We start from the raw sequence: 22,147 nt of genomic DNA on the forward strand, positions 1-22,147 counted from the left end.
AAAGGACCTTATGAAACCACTAATACTAAAATTTGCTGAAAACAATGGTGAAGCAGATCTTGATTACTCTATTATCGAGTATTCAAAAACCCAAAATCTTTCTGTATTAACTGGCACTAATATTCCCGCTATTTCTCAAGTAGCACTGGGAACCCAAACTCACACAAGAGTTTCAAGTGAAGGTACTGACAATGACTATGATGGTCACCGGGGATTAAATTCCTTGCTCGAAACAAGTACTAAAAGCCTGTCAAACTCTGAAACCACTGACAGTGATTTTGACTTGGGCAACCTTAGGAACCTATTGGACACTAACACCCTAACAAAAATGTCTGAATCCAGCGACTCAGACAGATGATCCTCATAATTACACATAAGGAAGACTACACAGCTGACTTTTTAATTGAAAAGCTCAATAGAAAGAAAATTGAGTACTACAGATTAAATTGTGAAGACATTTTTTCTACACTATACTCCATAAATCCTCTTTCAAGCAATCCCTTGAATATTGTTGGGAATTCGAAATTTGATTCAGTGTGGTTCAGACGATTTAAGCTTCCTGCATTTGACGAGATCAACTCACAAGAACGATTATACTTACTTAAAGATTTTGAAACACTATTCAGTAATATTTTTGAAATTCTTTCTCCTAAAGTTTGGATTAGTAAACCAGAAAAAATTTATAGGGCAGAAAACAAATTACTTCAATTAACTGAAGCTCGAAATACCGGGTTTCATATTCCTGAGACACTAGTCACCAACAATCATCTCGAATTTCTAAATTTTTACAACAATCACGAAAAAAAGCTAATAATAAAGCCAATACGTCAAGGCAGAATAGAAATGACCGATGGATTTAAAAACATTTTCACAAATATTATCCAACCCGAAATAATTGAAAATATTCATGATTTTGACCTAACCCCGTGCATATTCCAAAAGCAAATCAAAAAACAGTATGAATTAAGAATTACAGTAGTAAAAAATAAACTATTTACGGTAAAAATAGACTCTCAGTCTAATCAAAACACTTCAATTGACTGGAGAAAAGAAAAGGTTCCGCTAATCCCGTTTACACTACCAACTGAAATAGGACTAAAATGTATCGAGCTTGTTGAAAAATTAGGACTTTCGTTTGGTGCTATTGATATGATTTACGATATAGATGGCAGATACGTCTTTTTAGAAGTTAATCCAAACGGTCAATGGGCTTGGATTGAATTGGAAACTGGTTTACCAATTTCAGACGCCATAATTTCACTTCTTTCTGGTAATGAAAATGATTAAAGACTATTTAAAGTATATAGGGTTTTGGAAAGTGCCTCAGGAATCTCCTCCAACTAAAGAGGAGTTCAAAAAGGAGAAAAAAATATCAATTGCTGAAAGGAAACTGGCGTATCTTAAGGAAATGGAGGCCAATCACATTGAGAGAAGAAATACAATTGAAACAAAAAATTCACAACTGATTGGACAAGCCAGTATTGTATCATCAGTTTTTTTCTTATTCATATCTCTACTTATAGACAGTTTCTCAGAAGTAAACTTGCTGGGTAGGATTATTCTATCTGTCATTTTCCTCGTAGTACTGATACACTATTTATATGCTGTGATTCAAGCTACAAAGACCCTTGAAATAAACAGATATCAGTACCCAAACAGAAGCACTTCTACAATATCAAACAATAAAAAAGAAATAGATTTCATCAATGAAGAAATTCAGGACCTAATATATATTGTAAATAAATCATCAGAACTCGACAACCAAAAAGGAGACAATTTACTATTTGCAGCAAGATGCTTTCAGATAGCAAATATCGGATTTGGAATTTTGACGATCAGTATAATTATTATGACGTTTTTCATTCCGAATTCCTCAAAACAATCCAACGAAAACCCAAAAGTGGATGATCAAGTTTGTACCACAACCACTAAACAAAAAGCACTGGATCCTTCCTAATAGCGAATGCAAAATGGTGCTAAAGGAAAGCCTAAATCAAAAGTGTCCCTCTCGAAAACAATCCGGGTAGAGGGGTTTAATCTGCTCTAGATTTCCCACCGTCTAGCGATCATAAAAAAAGCCCTTTCGGGCTTTTCTCAGGACCCTTCCGAATCTGGGTCTTTGACGGAAACATAAACCGTGTGGGTTTTGCCGTACTGATCAGGTTCTTTTAGCTTGGCCACATTGAACTTGACGAAGGTTTCTCCTTCATATTCGAAGGTGTGGTTTTGAAGCTCTGCCATATTCAGGCTCACTTCCACAATGTTCCTATTTTCAACTTGCTTTCCTTTACCGATGTACTTTTTTGAGAATGCCATAGTATTTTGGTTTTAGTTAAAATTTATGCAGGTCATTTAGGATGGCCGGGAAAGTGAGAAAAAATTAGAATTTAAAAACTGGGAGGCAGTCCGTTGGAGACCCTGTTTTTAGCAAATTCTGCTGTAAGCCTCAATTTTTTGAAACTAACAGGCCTTCCGACCTTTGTGCATACAATTGAATAAAACCGGAATGGGGCATGTAAATACTTCGAGGATAAGGCAAGATGAAAAAGACGCAATTAGCCACAATCAATTAAGAGTAATCCCTTCTGCAAGTGGTACAGAAACCTCTCCGGGACGCATAGCCTCATATTCAAATTGTCGATAGACCTCACCATCAGCCAAAACATTGACGGTCGCCGAAAGTGGCAGGAAAGAATTATCGGCTTCACCTCCCAAGTGAACGGCATTGAAAACTAAGCCTAAGCTATGGATCGGGGCTGAGGAAGTAGCCAAAATAGTCGGGACTTCAGGCTCAAAAGAAAGCGTGTAGGTATTGCCTTGTTCGATCACTTGAGTCCAGTTGAGTTCGGTCGGCTGATCCAACACCGGAGCGACAAAAGTGGATGTTCCGCTTAACATGCTGTGAACCGAAAATGTCACCAAATAGTCCTCGTAATTACCACCCATCTCAATTTCGATGGTGACGTTTTTCTCCACCAATTTGGGCTCCTCATCCTCAGAGGAACAGCTAAAAGAAAAAACAGCTACAGCTATGACTAACAGGTATTTTAAATTTCTCATGGTATAAAATGGTTTAGTTTAAAGATTAGGGATTTATAAATTCAAAAGATCATTAATCAAAAAGGGTTTGAGTTTGGATGGACCTCTCACCTACCCATTTCCTGAGTCTGAATAGGTAAAACGTTCAATTTCTTGAAATCCATGTCATAAAACTGGATTTTCTTAAACTGAGGATCGGCCTCAATCAATACCGGCTGCCCAGTTTCCAAAGTAGCCATTTGGGTATTTCCCCGGCCTAAACTGGAAATAAGCACTTCCTTTTCCTGAGCATTTACCAGCTCTTTGATGGGGAATCCGCCCAGTTCAGATTCCAGATTGAAGCCATAATTCTGGTAGAATTTTTTGAAGGCATAATTTCCATCCTCGGTCTTTTGGTCAAAATCCAGCTTGATCCAAATGTTCTCATTTCTCTTTGGGGCTTCTACCGACACTTCACTGCCTTCCCGATTAAACTCAAAAATTGTAAGCGATTTGGATTCATGCAGAATTTTGAAGCCTTTGATATCCTGCTCAAGATTGGGATTTTTTAGAATGGCATCTTTGGCATCCAAAGCCAAGCTTAGGTTGTCATACAGATTATGACTGGCTTCGTGCTGATTGGTTGATCTATCAAAGTAGGAATAGGACATATATACGTTGCCTTCAGGCATAGAGGAAAAATCCTTGCCGGTTGCCCCATCATAGGATCTCAACAGGTAGCCCTTTGCATAGAGGTCGTATGAACCGTGGACATTGATCTTATTCTTTACATTCTCGGCGATGATCTTGGAAGCCTCTTCTGTACTGGATACAAGTACTTCCTGTCTCCTTATTCCCCCATCGTCAATAAAGCTCAAAGTAAACTTGTCGGTCAGGATGGCCTTCTTCAAAACAGAAGCTCCTCTGAGCAAATTATAAGCTTCCTTTGCCGTCACGTCATTTCCCTTGCCATACGAAAAAGTGTTCTGGATCTGATCGTTAAGGTTGACTTTTACGCTATCCAAAAAATAATGGTAGGGCTTCGAAGATCTAGAGAAATTCAGTTCATAATTAACCTTGTCCTTCCCCAGGATGCCATCTTTTTGCCTGGCATTAAAATCGGCTGAAACTCCGATTTTAAAGAACTCCTGTCGCTCAGAAACTTTAGCTTCCAAGGCGGCATTTAACGAAGTGCCAAAGCCAAGGAATTTCAGGTTCTTTTTGAGGAATTCAAGATTATTATTCTCCATAATTTTGAGTGGCCAGCGTTTAAATATAGCAAAACCGTATTAATTGAAATTTTCCCAACTCATCTGATTAAGCTGATAAAAGGACTCTACTCCCTTTTGCTTAGGTTTAAAAGTTCGGATAGTTTGCTTCACCCCAAGGGAGATGCAATAGGTTCGCAGAGAAAGGGTGAATAAGGATTCGACCGAACGCTTTGCCTTTTTCGGATTTTCAACGTGAACCAAATCGCTGGACAGGAAATATGCACAGTTATTCTCTTGAATTAGATCTTGAATTTTACAATCCATCACCCGACCCAAAATCGAAGCACTAAAAACCGTATTGATCTTGGCCTTTTTTGAAACCTTTTTGAATGCTTGGGTCAGCAAGCTCAAGTCAAACTCAGCCCCGATGATCAAAAAGCCTGCTTCATCAAAGGAGATTCTGCCTTTGAATTGATTAGCAAAACAAATCAGGGAAGAATAGGAATCGGAGACAAAAATTGTCCGCGAATCTTCTGAAAGATTAAGAACAGAAATCCCTCTCGAAGCCTGTTTATTCCGGTAAAGGCTTAAGATTTCAGCATCCACTTTCTCGCCTTGCTCATCAAAGAAGTCAAAAATGATCTGGCCCTTTTGATCCTGATGGGCAAACTTGGAAAACAGACTTTGGATAGCCTTATCCACTCCTTTGTAGCTCAAAATATCAAAGGTCTCGGTCAAAGCCATTGTCTTGTTCGGAGCGTTTTCTTGGGTTCTTTCCTTCTTCCGTATCGATGCTGTTTAGCCGCTTGATGTCATTGATATCAAAGTCGTCCCTAACCGATTTTGGGAGTGAGGAATCAGCTGAAATTTTGGAATATTCCTCCTTGATGTTGTTCAAATCACGAATTGCATCTCTGTCTTTTGGGTTTCTAGCGATTCGGCGCTCTACTTGTTTTTGAACCTCCTTGATGGCTTGAAGGTATCCTTCGCTATACGCTTTTTCCTCCTGGCCTTCCTTTCCGAGCAATTTCTGAACACTGGTGATCAATAAGTAGGACAAGCCTCCATCCAGCAAAACCGAAAGGACTAAGCCGGATTTATTTGATCTGAGGCCTTTTGGAGCAGATGGCGAAAGTTGAAATGCTGTTCCATCTGCCAACAGTACCGTTTCCCCTTCCTTGTATTTCTTCTTTTGCTGTGGATCGAGTTCTTGCCCATTGACGGATTGAGGAGCTTTGATGTCTCGTGGGTTGTAGGAGAGAAATTGTTTGGTTCGCTGATCGTACTCGATGATTTCGGTCTGAATGTTCCCTTCTTTGTCCACATAGTTTTTCTTGATGTTGGCCAATTCCTTTCGGACAAGCTGATTCCGCTCAGCTTCATTCAAATCTGGATGTAGATTCGGTTCCCTATAAACCGGATCAATCCTCAAGGCGGGATTCCCATCTTCTCCCCTAACTATCGAGAGTCTAGCCGGTAATTTATCGATGTAAATATCCTTCCCTTTCAGGTCGGTTAATTCCACGATATCGGTCATTCCGCCATTTTTCAGGGCATTGACTTCTTTCTCTGGGATGGTAAATTTTCCGTTTTTGAATACTCCAAAAATCTCCAAATCCTTCATCGGTAATCCATTTTGGCTTTTCATATTGCTTGCTTTATGGTTTTGTTAAATAAGTGATTGCCTCATCTTTGGTCGATAGTCTTGAGATCAATTGAATGAATAAGACTGGATTGACATATTCCTTTCCCTTTTTGATGCTCAGGTGCAGATGATCGCCGGTAGCTCTTCCCGTACTTCCGGAAATCCCCAAGATGGTGCCCGGTAAGACGCGCTCGCCCTTTGCTACGAGAGACTGAGAAAGGTGACCGTAGATCGATTCATAATTGCCGTGTTGAACCTTGACAAAAATTCCCAAAAGAGGATCATTGCCCACCGACACAACCATTCCATGGAGCATGGAAAGCACCCTTGAACGATTGGTTTTTAGATCGATTCCCCGATGAAATTTCGCTTCTCCGGAAAATGGATCGGAGCGGTAGCCAAACTCCGAAGTCAGTGAAAAATCCTCCAAGGGAAGTGAAGCGAGGACAAGTTCTTCCTTCTTTTCTATCGTTAGGTCTGGTTGGGACAAAGGCTGAATTTCGAATCTCTTCGCGTCTTGCCTGTTTTCAGCGGAATTGATCACGTTCACCGAGGCCAATTCCTTTCGGTATTCAATGGAATTGAACTGTGGAAATGCCTGGTGAGCGACAAAAAGAAGAGATATGATCGATAGGTTCCTTAGCATGATTTCAATGATTTAATCTATCACTGCCATTTCCCTGTGCTTTTCAATAATCTCAGTAACCTGACGGTGGATTTTCTCAAAGTGCTTGGTCAGGATCTCTTCTTTCTTGCCTTGGAAATCATAGAATTTCGGAGTAGTTCGATAGGAATTTTCCTCCTGCTTGATCTCTCTCATGTCCAAATTGACTCTACAATGAACATTGGAGGTTTTGTATTTCCCGTCAAACTGAGTCCCTTCCGTTGCAATAATTCCTGCAATCTCCCCGGTGTGCATGGACGCTATTTTTCCTGCAGGAATCAGTGGATCATATCGCTCACTATACGAAATCGAGGTTTTGTCCCGATCAATAGAAACACTCTGCCCCAGCTGCTTTCGCTTACCAAACATCATTTCCAACCAAGACAGCGTATCCTTATGGCGAACTGAGCCACAAAGGACATTTCCGATCACCGAGGTCATAGTCGATGCTGTATCTTTTCCCTGAAGCTGGTTTAACTGGGGCAGTTCCTGTAAGCCAAGCAAAACCGCTACTTTATTACTCCGGGCAGTAGAAATCAGATTTTCGATTTTATGGATGTAAAAGGTCGGCGCCTCATCCGCTATCAAAGCGGTTGGCAAATTCCCTTTGGTATTGATCAATCGGGTCAGTCGATTGATGATCACCGAATAGCAGGTACCGGTGATACTCTGCGTTTCGGTACTGTTGGCAAGAACCAGAATAGATGGACTATTTGGATCCGAGATTTTAAGGTCGAAATCATCCCCGCTGAAGACCCAAGCTGTTTCTTTGGTATTCAGTCTGGAAAGAAAAATCTTCAGGGTACCGACCTGCCCTTCCAGCTGTTTGTAAACCTTCTTTTCAAAGGCACTTCGGAAGGGAGACACCATGGATCTGAGTTCGGGATATTTGGTCAGACAGTTAAAAATATCCTCGTAGTCCCTGTTGAGAAAATCCAGCACATGGGCGAATGTGGAATATTTGCCTTCCTCATATCGAGAAACAAAAAATATACAGGCGGAGAGAAAGTTGATTGCCGATTGCTCGAAAAACTTATCTGCTCCTCCGGATGAATCGGACTTTTGAAGGGATTGAAAAATAGCTTCTGCGGTTTCCGAAGCATTGGCCACAGTCTTCAAATACCTTCTGTTGATCGGGTTGATCCTCCTGGAATATTCTACCTCGTCCAGATTGATCACATGGAATTTGAAATTTGGATTTTTCTTTTTGTCCTGAGCTTTGAGATAGTGGAAATAGGCAATCTGAGCCAAGTCAGGAAACTTAAAATCGTAGAGACACATGGTGAATCCCTTCCCAATCATCTGTCGAATAAAGGGATTGATCACCCCAAATGACTTTCCCGAACCTGGGGTTCCGATCACGAAAGTCCCTCTGAAAGGATTGACCAAGTTGATCCAGCCTTTTCGGACTTTTCCCCTGAAATAGAACTTCATGGGGATGTTGACGGAATAGGGATTTTCGATTTTTTTGGTGTCTTGCATGAAGGATTCCCCTTCGATATTCCATTCATCTTTTCCGAGTCCCGATTTGATCAATTTCGACACATTGTCCAATGAGGTATGGATCAAAACCGCCCCTAAAAATAAAGACAGGCTGTACCCGAGGTCTTGGATGGAAGTGAGGTCCAACACCAAAAATGAATCTTCCAGCGAGAAGAGATAGATCGAACCAAAGAATAGCATCAACCCAATGGCCAAAGGAAAAATGATCTGATTTCTCGGGTTTAAATCCAGGTTCTTTCTGGCAACTGTACCAATGGCTGAAAGGCAAATCGCTATCAAAATGGCAACTTTTCCAAGAAGAACATTGCTGTAAATCTTCAGGTTTTGGAGCTTTTCGAAAAGGGGAGAAAGAAACCTTTCCATCCCATCCATGGCCAACAACTGTGGGGCATAGACAAACATCAGAATGTCCAAAAACACCATCAGGTAAACAATGAATTGAAAGGTCGCATGAAGGCTTTTTAATTCTCTTTTCTCATTCATGGCAAAGGCTCAGTTGAAGGGAAAAATCATTTTTAAAGTGTGTCTGCCGCCAAAAGGTCCGCGTACTTGATCTCCAAGGAGAGCGTTCTTCCACTGATTTGGGATTCGGAAAGCTCGATGGTGAACACCTTGGAATTGGGGAAGGTGAACTTTTTGAACACGTAGATATTGCGGTATTTCTTCTCAAAGCTCTCCGGAGTAAAAAGCTGGTATTCCGGCTCTATCTCAATGGACTGGACATTGGTTGCTTTGGTAATTCGCTTATCCTCGATCTTAAACCTCAACTGGTCCAGGTCAAATTTGAGATTGGTCTTGTTGATAAAGGAGATGTCCAAAAAGATGTAATCGTCCACCGTGTAGATACTGTTCACCTGACCGGAAACCCCATACTGACTGCTTCTGGCGATGTTGTCCTTCTCCTTCCTTTTAAATGCCTCTATTGAAAAATACCGAAGCTCTTGGTCACTCATGGGAATTTTACCGACCTCCAAGGGATTGGTATGGATAGGAAGAATTTCGATTTGAGTCTTCAGCTGTCGCTCATCATGGGCATACCATAAATCGTACTGTGCGATGAATTTCTGCCCGATAATGGTAACCACTCCCAAAGACTTATTGTATCCATTGAGATTGGAAACACTGTCCCGTATTGCTTTTACCCGAAACACATTCTCCAATGGAATATCCCCGATCATATTATCGGTCGAGATATCCACATATTGAATGGGTTCGGGAGAAAGAAAGTGTAACGAGATTTCCTCGTCGATATAGATCTTGGGAAGTTGGCTTTTCAGCAGCGTTCCGTTTTGCTGGGCATAGCCCGAAATGGATATCGCCCAAAGGATTAAGGTTATAATCTTTTGTCTCATGGTAAGTCAGTTTTGATTTTGGATCATTTTTCCGTTTTCCTGCAATTCGTGGGTATCGATCAGATAGACAGAGGTTCCATACTTGATATTGGCCTTGTTCTTTTTGATGGATTTGGAAACGGCTTGGGATGTTGAGGTGAACATTCGTTGGAGCGCAGACATATACAGTTGACTCAATTCGTCTGAGTTTGGCTGCATGGTCAGATTCATTCCCCCGGTGGTATTTCCTCCGAGTTCTTTGGAGAATTCCCGAAAGGCACTGGCCGGGACATACAGACCCTCCATCCCATCAACGTCATAGATGGAGAGTTTAATCGGGAAGATTCGATCATTGATCATGACCGAAGAAATGGTCAGTTTCACCCGCTGAGCTTCATATCCGGAAATCAAGGCATAGAGGTAAGTTCCTCTGCCCACAATGGCATTTCCGATCAGGATATCATCTAAAAGTCGGATTCTCAATCTAGCTCCTAGGGTACCACTCTTGATATCCTGGTCAATGATTGCCTCGATGAACTTTCCTTTTTTTTCTCTAGTGACGGTATTGAATAAGGTTGCGGCCCCCTCTGACTTCTGGACTCGATAAACCACGTTTTCGGTCTCATTTGCTACGGGTTGACTCTCCTTTTCTTTTTGCTGTAGCTCTTGATAAGCCGGATCATTCGCTTTGGAAATGGAGTCTATCACAGCCATTTGAGCTTTGAATAGATCCATGGGATCTTCGTATCTGTTGGCGGGAACTTGGGTCTTTTTTCCTTCCAGCTGATTGATGGCATTCAGCAATTCTTCATCTTCCTTGGAAAAGCTTTGCTGTCTGGAAGGTGTTGGTATAACAGAAGGAAAAGCATTTGGCACATCGGGTTTTCCCGAATAGAGACCTGCACCTTTTAAAGCGTTGTCTATGGAATCCAGCAGCCTTTTTTCTTCCTCGTTATACAGCGTTTTGATTTGGCTGGATTCTTCCACCTCGAGTTCCAAGCCTTTGATTGCCGTGTATCCATCATTTGCCCTTTTATAGGTTTCTCTGGAAGCATCCAATTTGGAATCAAGCGGTTTTTTCTGGATCTGTTCCGACACTTTGCCAATCTCGGATTGGATTCCACTGAGCCCCTGAACAGGCTCATCCGAACTGTCTTTACTGAAGGATTTGTACCCGTAAAACAGCAAGCACAAAAACGGGAGCATGATTATTGGCAGGATGTATTTGGGTTGTTTGAAGTCAATTTTCATTAGAGTGGTTGTTAAAGTATTGCAGTTGCTCAATTGCTTTTTCCAGATAGGCGGAATCCGTTTTTGATATGGAATCCTGAGTGATAATCCGTTCGATCTCAGTCTTTAACTCCGCCATTTTCGCAGCCCTTAGGGTCAAATCCTGCAAGGCTGAAAATTCATTTGAAAGCTCTCTTGGGATAGCTTTTAGCTCTTTTTTGAAATTGTTAGCCTGATTCTCCGAGTCAGGCTTCAGCACAAAAAAGGTCAGGATGAAAGACGTTACGATGAGAAGGAGCATGCCACAAAAAATGATATTGGCATATCGATCCATCAGCCCTTTCAAATGGCCATTTACTCCCGCCAAGTGAGGATAAAGCTCATTTTTCAGTTCTTGGAAAATGCTAGTCTCCCGATTCTTAGAAGGTGTTTTTCGAAACATTGCTCAGATCTTTATTTTCAATGGTTTTCCAATTCGTGATCAATACCCCATGGCTGTTATTTTCACTTCTTGGGATATCTACCAATTCACCTTCAGTGATGATCGATCTGGTGATCGTGGCACTTCTTCGATCTATCTTTTGCTTGCCGTAATACCGGAACCTGTTTTGATCTAGGACAATCGAATCTGTCTGGATAGAAAGCACCGAACTTGACGAGAGAATGGAATTGAAGTAGCCCTTTTCTTTCAGGTTATTGTATTGACCGACTCCTGTTTCATCCACGAAGTACATGGCCCGGCTTATTTGGTATTCGATGTGCTTGTCGTCTGGAGTCAGGTTGAAAAAAAGGCTATGAAATAAGTCCACTGCTGCTTTGTACTCAGCTGGCCTATTCATTTGCATATTGGTCTGCTTGGCCAAAATGGGTATATCATTGTCCAGGATATAAATGGACTGCCTAGCATTGGCTACCTGTTTATAAGCGTAAACCGAAACAAATCCACAGATAATGATTGAGGAAAGCAGACTTCCCAAGGAAAGAACCGTTGCCAATCTGATTTTGGATTCAATGTTTTGGATGATCATGGTTAGATTAGTTTAGCTCTTGAAATTGATTTTGAAGCAGAAGATCCCATCCTTCCGGCGGTGGTTGCTGCCGAGGAGATTCCTGAAGTGGAAATGATCCAAGTGGAAATCGAGGGCACGGTAGTAATGGCAATGGCACTTACAAAAAATGCTACAATCACCAGCCCGAAACTCAAAAAACCATTGGATGCCAGCCAAGCCATTTTTTCAAGCCGATCCGCTCCACCCCCGGTTGAAAGCAAGTATTCATACTTGTCTATCTCAACCTCCAAAGCATATTGCTGAAGCCTTCCTGTGATGTAGAGAATCAAATAAGCCACTCCTACATAAAGGTTTACGGAGACAAACCTGGCTATCCAAGTCGTGAACGCATCCCGAAAGGCTGGAAGAATACTCACCACCACTGAAAATGGGCCAAGGATCACCAAGACAGTTGAATAGATGATCTGCAACATGAAAATGATATAGACACACACTCTCAGAATCCAGATGGCCACCAATTCGATAATTTGGGTAGCGAGCAGTTGAAGGCTGGTTTGCATCCTAATCCGCATTTGGACAATAGGGGCTAAAATCTGATCGGAGAAAAATCCCTTTACCCCATCCACAATCACCGTCCCCAAGTCCTTATCGGATTCCTGCGCCTGTTCAGATGCCATCTCGGTCACTGCCTGATATTCTACCAGCTGATCGGCCATCTCGATCATGTAGGCCGCCCGGTCAAGTCGCAACCCATTATTGATATCGTTTTGGGTTCCGAACAGGGCTTCTGTTTTGGCGGCGATCAAATCAGTAGGAAAAGCGATGATCTGGCAGAAAATTGGCCACCACATCAAAAGAATTACCAAGGCAAACGGTCTCAGGAGGGGCATAATTTCAAGCTTTTTGTCCCCAGCCATCATTTCATAGCATTTCAGACTGAAAAAAATCAGCATGAAAATACAGGCCAAGGTCTGAGCATCCCTCATGAAAGGGTCGGAGTGAGCAAAGCCATAATCCCTCATTTCTTCAAAAAAGGTCATCACTCCTCTGTCATAAATGCTGTTTCCCTGCAAATAGCTTATGGTCTCCTTGTACTGGTCATGGTTGGCCGATTGTGCAAATCCGAAGATGGATACCCCAAGGAAAATTGATAGTCCTGTGATCAGCTTCTTCATTTCAGCATTTGGGTTTGGTTAGCAATTTTCTTGGCTCTATCCTCCTCGCATTTTGGATCTGAAAGGATAATCCCTCCGCTGATTTTCCGCTGGTTCAGCTTTCGGAAGGCAAGCATATTGGAAGACATATCCAGCTTGTATTGCCACTTTTTAAGGACATCCCTCATTTCAAGCATGATTCTGTGATACATCAGAATCCGTTGCCCCCTTTCCATATCCAGGCTCTTGGCAAACTCATATCGTTCTGAAAGCGACGCCATGTTGTTTAAATACCATTGGTATGCCCCATGATCAGTCATATACTGTATTACTTCTGGCGAAACGCCCTGAAAAGCTGAAGCTTCAGGATTTTCCAAAGGCTTCAGCTCTCGCTTATAATAGAATTGGTATAGCGGATCTGTTGATGAAAAAGCACCTGAAATGCGGGCCATCTCCGCTGCTGCCAAGTTTTTGACCGTATCTGAGTGCTGCTTGTAGTAGTTGGATGAAATCTGCATGGCTGCCGCCAACCCCAGCCTTTGAGTCTGTTCTCCTCTTGGAGATAAAGGCCTTCTGTCCAGATCCGGGTAATTGGGATGCAAGCCCCAGGTGATATACCAAAGCGGATTCGTTGGAATTCCAAGCAATCTGTTAGGTTCGGGATAGAATTTATCTTCATCCCACTGCTTAAAGACCATTCGCTCCTGCTGAGCGACAATCGCTCTATCATGGATGGGAGTCTGTCCGTAGCTGTGAATACAAACAGAAAAAAAGATCAAAAATGAGAGAGTAGGCTTCATCGGGTAAGTATTTTCTGTTTGATATTGATTTCATTGATCAATCCTAAATCACGATTGATATAGGCTTGGTAGGGATTGAGGGATCGGATTATCCCATTGGTCTTGGCCCAGTAGATGCTGTTTTTTGCAGCGATTACCAAGGCAAGAATTACCTGTAATTCCTTCTGAACTGAATCGAGAAGCTCATCTCGGACATTGTAATTCATCAGGAGGTTATCGCCCTCTTTGAGAATCAGGGATGAAACTTCCGTGGCCAGGTTGAGACTTCTGTTTTTCGCCTGGACAGTATATTCTTCCACAAAAAGAAAAAGGATGGGATTATCGGCCGCCAACCGGAAAGCTTCTGCAGAAATGGAACTGATATCCAAGACCGTTTCAGCGATCATCCTCACCTGAATCGCATCCTTGAATCCTTCATTAATTTGGGTCAGGGAATTGACAATCATGGTTTGAACCAGTGCCAGGCTGGATGAATTGAGAATGATATCATCGGTGTTTTGCCTGATGATATTCAAGGTTTGGTGATACCCTATTTCACTTGCATTTCGTACCGCAGCATTGGCATTGACTGTCGAAAAATGCTCTCTGTCAAATATTACGGTCTGCCCATAGGATTCAACCACCACGAAACAGCTGAAAAGTAAAAGGAGATACTTCATCGGTTTAGGGTTTTGGCGTTTTGAATAATTTCTTCTACCAAAGACATTTCCGTTGCCACATACTGTAGGTAGGGATTGATCCCTCGCTTCCTTTCCAGATAGTGTTGAAGTGATTTGGAAACAGTGTAGGAAAGCCCGTTGATCTCCCTCAGCTCATCCAAAATGTGTTGGAAAAGGATTCTTCTTTCGGAAACTTTCATCTGATTGACCACTCCGATACTTGCCGATAGGCCAAAGAGGTAATTCAAAAGTGAATAGGATCTTTCGACGAAAACTTTTTCAGACTCTACCGCAAAAAATACTAACTCAGGATTTTGGCTACAGTAGAAAACGATTTGCTGTTGGTTATCAATAATGGAGTTGACCAAGGGCTCAGCCGCAGCACCAATTCCAAAAGCATCGATAACTATCGAGAGTTTGGCGAATCTGTCTTGAACGGCTCGGTATTTCTCCTTTACAGACTTGACCAAATTGGTATTGACCTCCTCGTTGACCGCGTTCCTTCCCTGATTTTCTTTCGCCTCTTTTTGAAGGTTGTATTCAGACTTAGACTCCTCGACTAGCTGATGGAGAAGAGCCACATTGGTTTGGGCAAAACTTATCCCAAGGCTTGCCAACAAAAGGAAAGGTAAAAGCCAAAATAATTTCATCGTTGCAGAGTTTTGGCTTTTCTGGCTATATCCTGCGCAAGCTGGATATCCACGTTGATGTACCCTTGAAAAGGATTTAAGGCCCTCACAAATCCTTTCATCTGGGCGAAATACATGGCTCGATACATTCCATAAGAGTAGGATCTCAGGATGACCATCTCAGTCAAAATCTGATTGATCAGCTTGGACCGTTCTCCTGCGTCCATGAGGTTATTTTCTCCTCCTTTTAGCACAAAAGAACTGACCTCCAATGCCAGAGAAGTGGCCCTTTGTTGAAAGAGCGAAGCATTCCGTTCGGCAAACAGGAGTAAAGCTGGATTCTCTCCGGCCAAGTCCATCACCTGACTGAGGTCACTCGAAATCCCGGTGGCTATTCGTGCGATTTCCTGCACATTGGAAAGATTGGTCAAAATCGAACTGACCTCAGAAAGTCCCTTATAGATTTTGTCCTGCATCGTGTTGACAATCGTCAGATTTCCGGTAATCGCCAGCTGTCCCCGCTCAATCAAAGTCAATCGTTCATTGGTGGCATTCAACTGGGAATTGATCACCGCAGAATGTGCCGCAGTTGCTCCCGCTACCGCAGGATCTACATAGACAGTCTGCCCAAAAGCAGATCCCGAGAGGATCAGAAATACCAGTATGTTCAAGCTCTTCATCATGGTCTTGGTTAAAAAGTGGCAGTTAGTGTTTCTCTAACCGGAGCCCCTTGCTTGTTGACCTCACCAAAAAACTCATGGAGGGATAGCTCAGAAACTTTGAAATCCTCAACAAAAGCGTCCAATCCCATTTGGTATCCTCCAAATGCTTGGATATAGATTTCGATGGCTGATTTTTCGGGCTTTTCCGTGGTATAGGTCAGGTATTGGTAAAGGGAAACTTCTACCCCATACACCTCACCGGCAGATCCTCTTCGGATATAGACTTCCTTAAATCTTCCCCTACCCTCATGATTATCCAGCTGATTGATCGTGAAAATCTTTTTCCTTTCATTTTCATTGATGGACAGCAGGGAGGCGATTTGAGAATAATTGTCTTTGAATTTGGTCTGATCCAAGAGACAGATGGTATCCGAGTTATTGATGATACTGTCTTTGACCACCGCGTTTCCGATGATATCTCCCAGCTCTTGAGTTACCACTATGGCTTCTCCCCAGAATTTCCGGACGGTCTTATAGAGGTATAAAATATAGCCTGCCATGAGCGGGGAGGCGATGGCCTTCCAAGCTTCTTCGATGATGAGTGCTTTCCGGTATTTGGTTCGGAACCTCATTTTCTGAATGAAAACATCCATGATTATGAGTGTGACAATGGGGAAAAGCACCTTGTGCTCCTTGATGCTATCAATCTCGAAAACCACGAAGGATTCGGTAAACAAGGACTGGTCAACTTCCTCATTGAGAAGGTTTTCAAACTCACCTCCTTTGTAAAACTTCTTAAGTACAAAGCGGAACTCTTCAAGTTCAAAACCAATGCTTTCACGCTCTTTGATTTCGGGGATTTTCTCCAAAGCGAATTCATAAAAGCTGTTGAAGCAAAGCCTTTGGATCGTCCTTTCCTTGGAGAAAAAAGATGAATAGTAAGCCGAGATCGTACTGGAAATAACATCCGCTTCGACCTGAGAGACTGTTCCTTCCGCTGTCTTCCACAAAAGGGAAATCAGGGTCAGGAGATAGTCTTTCTTCTCGATGTTGTACTCTTCCTCGGTAATGGAAAAAGGGTTGGTGGTGATTGGCTTTTCCTCGGTATATGTGATGTATTTCCCTTGATAGTATTGGCAAAGTCCAGAATACGAGTGTCCCGTATCGACAATGACCACATCCATCAGCCATTTCGGATTGGGCCGCTTATTCCACATGCAGTACTGTTCGATCAGGGCATTCATAAAAAATGATTTCCCCGAACCGGAAGGCCCAAGCACAAACTTGTTTCGATTGTTGATCCTATTGGTTTGCATCGGCAAATCAGCCGGATCAATCTTCAAAGGGATTCCCTGTCGATCTGTAAATCGGATCTGGAAACCACTTTTCTCATCCTTGTTCAGTGACTCCTTCAGGAAAAAACATAATGCAGCATCCGAGGTGGTCAGGAAGTAATCGTAAACTTTCAACTCAGCGGTATTGCAGGGAAGTAGTGTCCTGAATAGCTCCAGTTGGTTATAGGAATTCTTGTTGGCAACAATCCCCTGTTGGAAAAGGGAGGATTCCACATAATTACAAGCTCCTTGGATATGCTCCTTTTTGGCAGAAACCACCACATTGAAGTGGCAATTGACCAGAAGTTGGTTATGTCTGGCCACGTCCTCCAATAGCCTGTCGATATCTTCCACACAGATATTATTGGCTGGATCGGGTATCCCGGAATGTCGTTTTCGCTTCAATTCCAGCTTGTTGAGCGTTGATATCTGCTCAATGATTTCAATGACCTGGTTATAAACTAGGGTTTGGAAATTGGGGACATCGAAAAGGAAGGCCATATTATCCACCGGAAACCCTTTCAGGCTATCCTTGTCGTTACGCTCCAAATGGGTGGTCACTTTTTCCGGAAGTTCTACCTTGTCGGTATCCACCAAGGTGATCGACCGAAAAGCTCTTTCTCCGCTTTCTACCTGGCTTTCTTCAGAAAGCAGGTTGTCCAGTACAATCTTTTCCTCATGGAAATTCATACTGAGAATCCGTTTCACATATCGGTCAGTCTCAATTTTTGAGAGTGCTTTTGTCTTGATTCCCGCTCGTTCAAAAAGGTCGGTCACTTTACCAAGTGTCTGGATAAAGTCCATCACTGACTTTTGGCTGTATCTGCCTTTTGCCCGTTTGGTAATCACCAAAAATGTCTTGAGTGAAGTATAGGGACGACCCTGGAAATGGTCATCATACTTTTGCTGTAGGTATTCTGTTGAGAATTTTTCGCTGTAGGTCTTTCTGGAAAAAATGTCCTGTTTTTGGATCAGATGCCCTTCACCAAGTATTTTGATCAGGTTGGTGTATAGCTGGTGAAAGGAATCGTACTTGGAAGAATCCGCTGAATATTGCAATACAGGATTGTCCAATCCAAGGATGACACCAAAGTCACCCTTCAGATTGAATAGACAATGAAACCCATGGATCTGATCTTCAATTCCTAGATAGGGAAGCTTAAATTCATTCCGTTTTTTCCCAAACATGTTTACTTCGATTTTAAGGATGTAGCGATCTGAAATACCCCTTTATACCTTGTTTTGCTATGCAAGCCTTTTTTCTGCTGCTGAGAAGTGATGAAAAGTCCGGTTGTCATGACGGACAGGGTAATCACCCCACCTAAAACCATACTGGTTAAGCTTCCAATTAATCCTCCCGAGACGACTGCGATGACTAAGGAAGCTACTCCCCATCCGATGAATTTTCCCTGAAAGCCCCGATATATAAGAGGCTTTTGAAGCCCCTTATATATCGGAAATTGCTTAGCCATCAGACACCGAAAAACGCTTTGATGATCACACTGACCAAGACTAAAAACAGGCAGGAACCGCCCCATCCCATCAATTCTTTATTGATGTCCTGATCTCCGGAATTCCATTTGATGTAAACCCTTACTCCCCCGATCAGCCCGACTACCGCTCCAATTACCAGGCAAAGACTGGCCACAGGATCCACATAGGCGAGTAGTGAAGATTCTGCTGCGGTAATTCCCTGAACACCTTGGGCTCTGGCGGTTGTGGTTGCAAGCGTCACAAACAATGCGCTTGAGATCATTTTTTTGGTTTTGTTGAACATGGTTTTAATAGTTTTAGTAAGAAATTATTGATTTTGATTTTGCTTTTTTGGCGGTATCAAGTCAGTGGAACAGCATATAATCCGCTGAGGAAAAAGCCCATCGTGGCCAAGAATAGACAGGCTCCGAACCAACTGATTACCTGAACATCGACCTGATGCCTTCCCATTTGCCAGTTGTTGTACACCCGAAGACCGCCAAGCAATCCTGAGACCGCCCCCACGACAAATGAGAGTCGGGAAAGAGCCACATAGAAACTTTTCATATCAGTCTCTACCTCCTGAAATTTTGAGACTCCTGGAGGGGATTGGCCAAAAGTTTCCGTTGCCGACAAAAAGAAAAAGAGGGAAAGGATAGCGCATAGAATTATGCGATGTGAAAGATTCATGAGAACACGACTTTCTTTTTCATTTCAATACTGCCTTCCTTGGCAAGGACAAAAAGGGAATTGAGTGTAGTCACCCCTCCTGTAGATTTGACCGGGCTGGGATCATTGATTTCAAATTCGATTTCCTCAGAATCCTCCTCGCTGTTGACCCATACTTCTGAAACCGATTCTGTTTTGGGCTTTACAGGTTCAAGCAATAGGTCATTATCCTCTATTACCGTTGGACTTTCGTCAAACTCATTGAGGTCCGTTTGAAAGGTGTAGGCATTCCCTGCCGACACTTCTGAAAGTTGTGGTTTGCGCAAAACATCGATGACGACATTTACCGCATAGTACACCACATAGAAAAGGGATAGGTATAGAAAGAAGTCTGTCCAGCTCATAGCTATAGTTTTTGTATGGATTGTTTGATTTCATGGACCAGTTCCGGATTGTTTTCCAGAAAGTCCCAACACAGGAAATTCACGAAGGAGGTCACGTCCACTCCAAAAGTGGGATTGATCCGTTTCAGGACTTCTTCGGTTCGAGCGTCCATCCGAATCAACCTTTTGGAATCTCCGTTTACTTCAAAATTCCTGATGGCCTCTATCAGCTCATGGATTCCTTGGCTTCCAATTTTGGCGGTCTCTTTACTTTCGGACTCTATCAAAGGCTTTACCTCAAGTTCAGGCAATACCAATTCTGCCCTTACTCCTTGGACAAGTTTGCTTATGTAGTCTCCGTTTCCCATGGCAGGTCTGCTTCTATGTGGTCATCAAATAATTTGTTGAAAATGGGATCCAGGATAGGCACGAGGGATTCCGGAGTGTAAGAGGTAGTTAGTCTTTGGAAGTCTATCCGATCCGATACCGGGGAGGTCAACTCACCAAATTGGCCAAGTGCCTGATTGACACTTTCCATGGTTTCGTACTTGACCGATGTTTTGACTCGGTTGGGGATCAGGATGATCCGGCTTTCAGGATTCACCTTTTTGACCACGTAGCAAAACTCAAAGGTGCTCGTGACACTGTATTCATCGTAGCAAAATGGGCAGATGATCAATTCTGATTCCTTGAGAACCGGTACCAGGTTGTCGTCATCCATTCTCCCGGCAAGGTCAATGACGGTGAGAATTTTGGGGTCTTGGGAGGCTCTTTTTCGAACAGACTTGAACCCCGGAATACTCGATAGCTCGACTTCATACAGCTTCTCATTTTCCAAGAGGTCTGAGTTGAGATACTTGTTGTAAAGCGACTGCTGAAAGTCCATATCAAAGACTTTCACCTTTCTTTTCCTTTTCTGGACGGCAAAATTTGAAAACAGCACCGCTAGGGTACTTTTTCCCACTCCGCCTTTTTGGTTTGCGAATAGAATGATCATGGCCTTCTCTTTATCTGGTGATTTCATTTTCTCCCTTGCGCTTTTTGCTTCTTCTCCTGCCGTGAACCGACTCATCATCGATGTCATCGGCGATATTGAGTACCGGGGCCAGGTCAAAAATCCCTTGGCTCTGTCCCTCCCCATTGGCTTCTCTTTCTTGGAAATAATGCCGTAATACCAATTGCTGCTCGGTGGAAAGAATGTCGCTGGCCGCGATATCTCCTTGTAATGTTCTCAGGAAAGAATTCCCATCCCGATTCTCCAGCTTCAAAGCGTGGTGCTCCAAGCCTTGCCGAACAGTCGAAAAATCATTGAGGGCAGATTGCAGCTTCACTTTTGCCTCGATCAAATCGATCTGCTTATCTTTTGCTGACTTCTGGGATTGATAGGTTTTACTTTCGCCTTCCTGCTCAAAAAATCGCTGAATCGGAAATACCTCACTTCCTTTAAAAATGATCTTGTTGGCATGATCAATCAGGGAATAGCCATAGGGCCTTTTCCCATCTTTGCCATGGAATACGAGCTGAAGCCCAAATTTGTCCCGGATAAAATCACCGAGATCTGAGCGATACCCGGTTTGGTTTCCTTTTTTGCCGCCTGGTTTAGGTTCAAAAAGACAAGTGGGTTGGCTCTGGTAAACCTTGGAATACCGATCCAAAATCGCCTTTAGCTGTTTGGCTCTATCCTTATCCAACTGATAGGACTGGATCTTTTGGTTGAATTCTGAAACTGGAATTTGACCTTGCACCGAACCATATTTGATCAATTCGATCTGCTCACCTTTTTCCCGCACTTTAAATCCCAAATTTTCCAGAATTAGGAATCCTTGGGCTTTGGTGCTGAATCGAAACTCCTTCAAACTATCCGCAGCCTTCACTGCTTCGCGCTTGGGATTGAGTCTCATGATCTCATTGATTACTTCTTGTGCTCTCAGCTTTTCAAATGAATCATTGATCTTTTTGCCTTCCCTGTTGATCCTCGATGACACAATATGGACGTGGTTATTGGCGGTGTCCTTGTGAAAAACGATCAAAAAAGGATTATCTCCATAGCCCATTTTATCAATCCACTCATGGGCTATATCCGTCAGCTCCTCTTTGGAATACTCCCTGCCCTTGCAGCTGATCATAGCATGAAACTGTTTTTCCTTGACCAGTGTATTTCTGTTCGAATGAGCTATCAGGAAATTTTTCACCTCATTCGGGCCCTTATCCTTGGTATCCTGCAAATACCCAAAATTTCGGAGCCTGGTCAGCTCCCCCTTTTCATTTTGGGTTTTGTTTGTGTTGTAGGTTACCCCATTGAATGAACTAGTGCTGGAAAGGATTTTAACTCTCATTTGATTGCCTGATAAATCTGTTTCAAAAACTTGTTCATGAAATCCCGATGCTCAAGATGCTTGGCCATCTGAATGGTATGATTCAAAAAAATCTCCGGGGAAATTTTGTCTCGATAGGTATTGGCATGCTTGGCCAGCTGATTGATATTATTATTCACCCTGGCCTGTTCGGCAACCACCTTATCGATTGCATTTAGGATTCCCTTGGTGTCAATGATCTTGATCGTGTCAGCGCTAAGCTTCATTCTGATCAAGTGACTCAGAGACACTCCAAGGGATCTGCTTTCCTCTTTCAATCGGGCAAAAACATCCGGCTTTAACCGGACCGATACCCAAGAGAGATTTTCTCTTTTCTCCATCATGACTACATGTTGATGGGGGTAAAGGATTGGATTTCGCAGGCGAAAAAAAATACCTAAAACTGCGTAAATGCGAT

Annotated in this window: 28 protein-coding genes; 3 read left to right on the forward strand and 25 right to left on the reverse strand. The window is 42.7% G+C overall.

Annotated features, from left to right (window positions below):
* Nucleotides 1-10 precede the first annotated feature (10 nt).
* Genes DDT91_RS12095 through DDT91_RS12105 form a run of 3 tightly spaced genes read left to right on the forward strand, consistent with a single transcriptional unit; the run spans nt 11 to nt 1,957 of the window.
* The gene (locus tag DDT91_RS12095; RefSeq protein ID WP_077353363.1) at nt 11-358 is read left to right on the forward strand and encodes a hypothetical protein; all 348 of its coding nucleotides are present in this window, start codon (nt 11-13) and stop codon (nt 356-358) included.
* The gene (locus tag DDT91_RS12100) at nt 355-1,287 is read left to right on the forward strand and encodes a hypothetical protein (protein ID WP_077353362.1); all 933 of its coding nucleotides are present in this window, start codon (nt 355-357) and stop codon (nt 1,285-1,287) included. Before DDT91_RS12095 ends, DDT91_RS12100 begins: the two co-directional genes overlap by 4 nt.
* Nucleotides 1,274-1,957 (forward strand): hypothetical protein, encoded by a 684-nt coding sequence (locus DDT91_RS12105; RefSeq protein ID WP_187176450.1) that lies wholly within the window; start codon nt 1,274-1,276, stop codon nt 1,955-1,957. The genes DDT91_RS12100 and DDT91_RS12105 overlap by 14 nt, the downstream gene beginning before the upstream one ends.
* Before the next feature lie 137 nt (nt 1,958-2,094).
* Here DDT91_RS12105 and DDT91_RS12110 read toward each other — a convergent pair whose 3' ends face one another.
* The 25 genes from DDT91_RS12110 to DDT91_RS12230 form a co-directional block, all read right to left on the reverse strand.
* Complete coding sequence (locus tag DDT91_RS12110) at nt 2,095-2,316, reverse strand: hypothetical protein (RefSeq protein ID WP_187176451.1); 222 nt, start codon at nt 2,314-2,316, stop codon at nt 2,095-2,097.
* Between the two features lie 249 nt (nt 2,317-2,565).
* Nucleotides 2,566-3,060: a hypothetical protein gene (locus DDT91_RS12115; RefSeq protein ID WP_187176452.1), complete on the reverse strand. Its 495-nt coding sequence runs from the start codon at nt 3,058-3,060 to the stop codon at nt 2,566-2,568.
* 86 nt (nt 3,061-3,146) lie between these two features.
* Nucleotides 3,147-4,268, reverse strand: coding sequence for a hypothetical protein (locus DDT91_RS12120; protein WP_187176453.1), 1,122 nt, complete (start codon nt 4,266-4,268; stop codon nt 3,147-3,149).
* A gap of 39 nt (nt 4,269-4,307) precedes the next feature.
* Nucleotides 4,308-4,973, reverse strand: a complete 666-nt coding sequence (locus DDT91_RS12125; RefSeq protein ID WP_187176454.1) for a hypothetical protein — start codon at nt 4,971-4,973, stop codon at nt 4,308-4,310.
* Nucleotides 4,951-5,877, reverse strand: coding sequence for a DUF4099 domain-containing protein (locus tag DDT91_RS12130; protein WP_187176455.1), 927 nt, complete (start codon nt 5,875-5,877; stop codon nt 4,951-4,953). The genes DDT91_RS12125 and DDT91_RS12130 overlap by 23 nt, the downstream gene beginning before the upstream one ends.
* 10 nt (nt 5,878-5,887) lie before the next feature.
* Entirely contained in the window at nt 5,888-6,520 is a 633-nt protein-coding gene (locus tag DDT91_RS12135) for a M23 family metallopeptidase (RefSeq protein ID WP_187176456.1), read from the reverse strand.
* A gap of 12 nt (nt 6,521-6,532) precedes the next feature.
* A complete protein-coding gene (locus tag DDT91_RS12140; protein WP_187176457.1) occupies nt 6,533-8,524 on the reverse strand; it encodes a type IV secretory system conjugative DNA transfer family protein in 1,992 nt (663 codons plus the stop codon).
* 32 nt (nt 8,525-8,556) lie between these two features.
* The gene (traN, locus tag DDT91_RS12145; protein WP_187176458.1) at nt 8,557-9,393 is read right to left on the reverse strand and encodes a conjugative transposon protein TraN; all 837 of its coding nucleotides are present in this window, start codon (nt 9,391-9,393) and stop codon (nt 8,557-8,559) included.
* A gap of 6 nt (nt 9,394-9,399) precedes the next feature.
* Nucleotides 9,400-10,623, reverse strand: a complete 1,224-nt coding sequence (gene traM, locus DDT91_RS12150; RefSeq protein WP_187176459.1) for a conjugative transposon protein TraM — start codon at nt 10,621-10,623, stop codon at nt 9,400-9,402.
* The gene (locus DDT91_RS12155; protein ID WP_187176460.1) at nt 10,613-11,044 is read right to left on the reverse strand and encodes a hypothetical protein; all 432 of its coding nucleotides are present in this window, start codon (nt 11,042-11,044) and stop codon (nt 10,613-10,615) included. The genes traM and DDT91_RS12155 overlap by 11 nt, the downstream gene beginning before the upstream one ends.
* Nucleotides 11,022-11,630 (reverse strand): conjugative transposon protein TraK, encoded by a 609-nt coding sequence (gene traK / locus DDT91_RS12160; protein ID WP_187176461.1) that lies wholly within the window; start codon nt 11,628-11,630, stop codon nt 11,022-11,024. Before traK ends, DDT91_RS12155 begins: the two co-directional genes overlap by 23 nt.
* Before the next feature lie 2 nt (nt 11,631-11,632).
* Nucleotides 11,633-12,787 (reverse strand): plasmid transfer protein, encoded by a 1,155-nt coding sequence (locus DDT91_RS12165; protein WP_187176462.1) that lies wholly within the window; start codon nt 12,785-12,787, stop codon nt 11,633-11,635.
* Nucleotides 12,784-13,566, reverse strand: coding sequence for a hypothetical protein (locus DDT91_RS12170; RefSeq protein WP_187176463.1), 783 nt, complete (start codon nt 13,564-13,566; stop codon nt 12,784-12,786). Before DDT91_RS12170 ends, DDT91_RS12165 begins: the two co-directional genes overlap by 4 nt.
* The gene (locus tag DDT91_RS12175; protein ID WP_187176464.1) at nt 13,563-14,225 is read right to left on the reverse strand and encodes a hypothetical protein; all 663 of its coding nucleotides are present in this window, start codon (nt 14,223-14,225) and stop codon (nt 13,563-13,565) included. Before DDT91_RS12175 ends, DDT91_RS12170 begins: the two co-directional genes overlap by 4 nt.
* Nucleotides 14,222-14,875 (reverse strand): hypothetical protein, encoded by a 654-nt coding sequence (locus tag DDT91_RS12180; protein WP_187176465.1) that lies wholly within the window; start codon nt 14,873-14,875, stop codon nt 14,222-14,224. Before DDT91_RS12180 ends, DDT91_RS12175 begins: the two co-directional genes overlap by 4 nt.
* Nucleotides 14,872-15,537, reverse strand: coding sequence for a hypothetical protein (locus tag DDT91_RS12185; RefSeq protein ID WP_255502102.1), 666 nt, complete (start codon nt 15,535-15,537; stop codon nt 14,872-14,874). Before DDT91_RS12185 ends, DDT91_RS12180 begins: the two co-directional genes overlap by 4 nt.
* A gap of 8 nt (nt 15,538-15,545) precedes the next feature.
* The gene (locus tag DDT91_RS12190) at nt 15,546-18,038 is read right to left on the reverse strand and encodes a TraG family conjugative transposon ATPase (RefSeq protein ID WP_187176466.1); all 2,493 of its coding nucleotides are present in this window, start codon (nt 18,036-18,038) and stop codon (nt 15,546-15,548) included.
* Between the two features lie 2 nt (nt 18,039-18,040).
* The gene (locus DDT91_RS12195) at nt 18,041-18,322 is read right to left on the reverse strand and encodes a DUF4133 domain-containing protein (protein ID WP_187176467.1); all 282 of its coding nucleotides are present in this window, start codon (nt 18,320-18,322) and stop codon (nt 18,041-18,043) included.
* Entirely contained in the window at nt 18,322-18,606 is a 285-nt protein-coding gene (locus DDT91_RS12200; protein WP_255502103.1) for a DUF4134 domain-containing protein, read from the reverse strand. Before DDT91_RS12200 ends, DDT91_RS12195 begins: the two co-directional genes overlap by 1 nt.
* Nucleotides 18,607-18,683: 77 nt before the next feature.
* On the reverse strand, nt 18,684-19,013 hold the full coding sequence (locus DDT91_RS12205; RefSeq protein ID WP_187176469.1) for a DUF4134 family protein: 330 nt from the start codon (nt 19,011-19,013) through the stop codon (nt 18,684-18,686).
* On the reverse strand, nt 19,010-19,396 hold the full coding sequence (locus DDT91_RS12210; RefSeq protein WP_187176470.1) for a hypothetical protein: 387 nt from the start codon (nt 19,394-19,396) through the stop codon (nt 19,010-19,012). The genes DDT91_RS12205 and DDT91_RS12210 overlap by 4 nt, the downstream gene beginning before the upstream one ends.
* A gap of 2 nt (nt 19,397-19,398) precedes the next feature.
* Entirely contained in the window at nt 19,399-19,743 is a 345-nt protein-coding gene (locus tag DDT91_RS12215) for a hypothetical protein (protein ID WP_187176471.1), read from the reverse strand.
* Entirely contained in the window at nt 19,722-20,399 is a 678-nt protein-coding gene (locus DDT91_RS12220; RefSeq protein ID WP_255502104.1) for a ParA family protein, read from the reverse strand. The genes DDT91_RS12215 and DDT91_RS12220 overlap by 22 nt, the downstream gene beginning before the upstream one ends.
* Entirely contained in the window at nt 20,383-21,711 is a 1,329-nt protein-coding gene (locus DDT91_RS12225) for a relaxase/mobilization nuclease domain-containing protein (RefSeq protein ID WP_187176472.1), read from the reverse strand. The genes DDT91_RS12220 and DDT91_RS12225 overlap by 17 nt, the downstream gene beginning before the upstream one ends.
* Nucleotides 21,708-22,073: a hypothetical protein gene (locus DDT91_RS12230; protein ID WP_187176473.1), complete on the reverse strand. Its 366-nt coding sequence runs from the start codon at nt 22,071-22,073 to the stop codon at nt 21,708-21,710. Before DDT91_RS12230 ends, DDT91_RS12225 begins: the two co-directional genes overlap by 4 nt.
* Between the last annotated feature and the right edge of the window lie 74 nt (nt 22,074-22,147).

This window comes from Algoriphagus sp. AK58, assembly GCF_014324365.1.
Lineage (GTDB): Bacteria > Bacteroidota > Bacteroidia > Cytophagales > Cyclobacteriaceae > Algoriphagus.

Coding starts and splice junctions, on each gene's coding strand:
- DDT91_RS12095 (WP_077353363.1), top strand. CDS start 11: ATGAAACCACTAATACTAAAATTTGCTGAAAACAATGGTGAAGCAGAT.
- DDT91_RS12100 (WP_077353362.1), top strand. CDS start 355: ATGATCCTCATAATTACACATAAGGAAGACTACACAGCTGACTTTTTA.
- DDT91_RS12105 (WP_187176450.1), top strand. CDS start 1,274: ATGAAAATGATTAAAGACTATTTAAAGTATATAGGGTTTTGGAAAGTG.
- DDT91_RS12110 (WP_187176451.1), bottom strand. CDS start 2,316: ATGGCATTCTCAAAAAAGTACATCGGTAAAGGAAAGCAAGTTGAAAAT.
- DDT91_RS12115 (WP_187176452.1), bottom strand. CDS start 3,060: ATGAGAAATTTAAAATACCTGTTAGTCATAGCTGTAGCTGTTTTTTCT.
- DDT91_RS12120 (WP_187176453.1), bottom strand. CDS start 4,268: ATGGAGAATAATAATCTTGAATTCCTCAAAAAGAACCTGAAATTCCTT.
- DDT91_RS12125 (WP_187176454.1), bottom strand. CDS start 4,973: ATGGCTTTGACCGAGACCTTTGATATTTTGAGCTACAAAGGAGTGGAT.
- DDT91_RS12130 (WP_187176455.1), bottom strand. CDS start 5,877: ATGAAAAGCCAAAATGGATTACCGATGAAGGATTTGGAGATTTTTGGA.
- DDT91_RS12135 (WP_187176456.1), bottom strand. CDS start 6,520: ATGCTAAGGAACCTATCGATCATATCTCTTCTTTTTGTCGCTCACCAG.
- DDT91_RS12140 (WP_187176457.1), bottom strand. CDS start 8,524: ATGAATGAGAAAAGAGAATTAAAAAGCCTTCATGCGACCTTTCAATTC.
- traN (WP_187176458.1), bottom strand. CDS start 9,393: ATGAGACAAAAGATTATAACCTTAATCCTTTGGGCGATATCCATTTCG.
- traM (WP_187176459.1), bottom strand. CDS start 10,623: ATGAAAATTGACTTCAAACAACCCAAATACATCCTGCCAATAATCATG.
- DDT91_RS12155 (WP_187176460.1), bottom strand. CDS start 11,044: ATGTTTCGAAAAACACCTTCTAAGAATCGGGAGACTAGCATTTTCCAA.
- traK (WP_187176461.1), bottom strand. CDS start 11,630: ATGATCATCCAAAACATTGAATCCAAAATCAGATTGGCAACGGTTCTT.
- DDT91_RS12165 (WP_187176462.1), bottom strand. CDS start 12,787: ATGAAGAAGCTGATCACAGGACTATCAATTTTCCTTGGGGTATCCATC.
- DDT91_RS12170 (WP_187176463.1), bottom strand. CDS start 13,566: ATGAAGCCTACTCTCTCATTTTTGATCTTTTTTTCTGTTTGTATTCAC.
- DDT91_RS12175 (WP_187176464.1), bottom strand. CDS start 14,225: ATGAAGTATCTCCTTTTACTTTTCAGCTGTTTCGTGGTGGTTGAATCC.
- DDT91_RS12180 (WP_187176465.1), bottom strand. CDS start 14,875: ATGAAATTATTTTGGCTTTTACCTTTCCTTTTGTTGGCAAGCCTTGGG.
- DDT91_RS12185 (WP_255502102.1), bottom strand. CDS start 15,537: ATGATGAAGAGCTTGAACATACTGGTATTTCTGATCCTCTCGGGATCT.
- DDT91_RS12190 (WP_187176466.1), bottom strand. CDS start 18,038: ATGTTTGGGAAAAAACGGAATGAATTTAAGCTTCCCTATCTAGGAATT.
- DDT91_RS12195 (WP_187176467.1), bottom strand. CDS start 18,322: ATGGCTAAGCAATTTCCGATATATAAGGGGCTTCAAAAGCCTCTTATA.
- DDT91_RS12200 (WP_255502103.1), bottom strand. CDS start 18,606: ATGATCTCAAGCGCATTGTTTGTGACGCTTGCAACCACAACCGCCAGA.
- DDT91_RS12205 (WP_187176469.1), bottom strand. CDS start 19,013: ATGAATCTTTCACATCGCATAATTCTATGCGCTATCCTTTCCCTCTTT.
- DDT91_RS12210 (WP_187176470.1), bottom strand. CDS start 19,396: ATGAGCTGGACAGACTTCTTTCTATACCTATCCCTTTTCTATGTGGTG.
- DDT91_RS12215 (WP_187176471.1), bottom strand. CDS start 19,743: ATGGGAAACGGAGACTACATAAGCAAACTTGTCCAAGGAGTAAGGGCA.
- DDT91_RS12220 (WP_255502104.1), bottom strand. CDS start 20,399: ATGAAATCACCAGATAAAGAGAAGGCCATGATCATTCTATTCGCAAAC.
- DDT91_RS12225 (WP_187176472.1), bottom strand. CDS start 21,711: ATGAGAGTTAAAATCCTTTCCAGCACTAGTTCATTCAATGGGGTAACC.
- DDT91_RS12230 (WP_187176473.1), bottom strand. CDS start 22,073: ATGATGGAGAAAAGAGAAAATCTCTCTTGGGTATCGGTCCGGTTAAAG.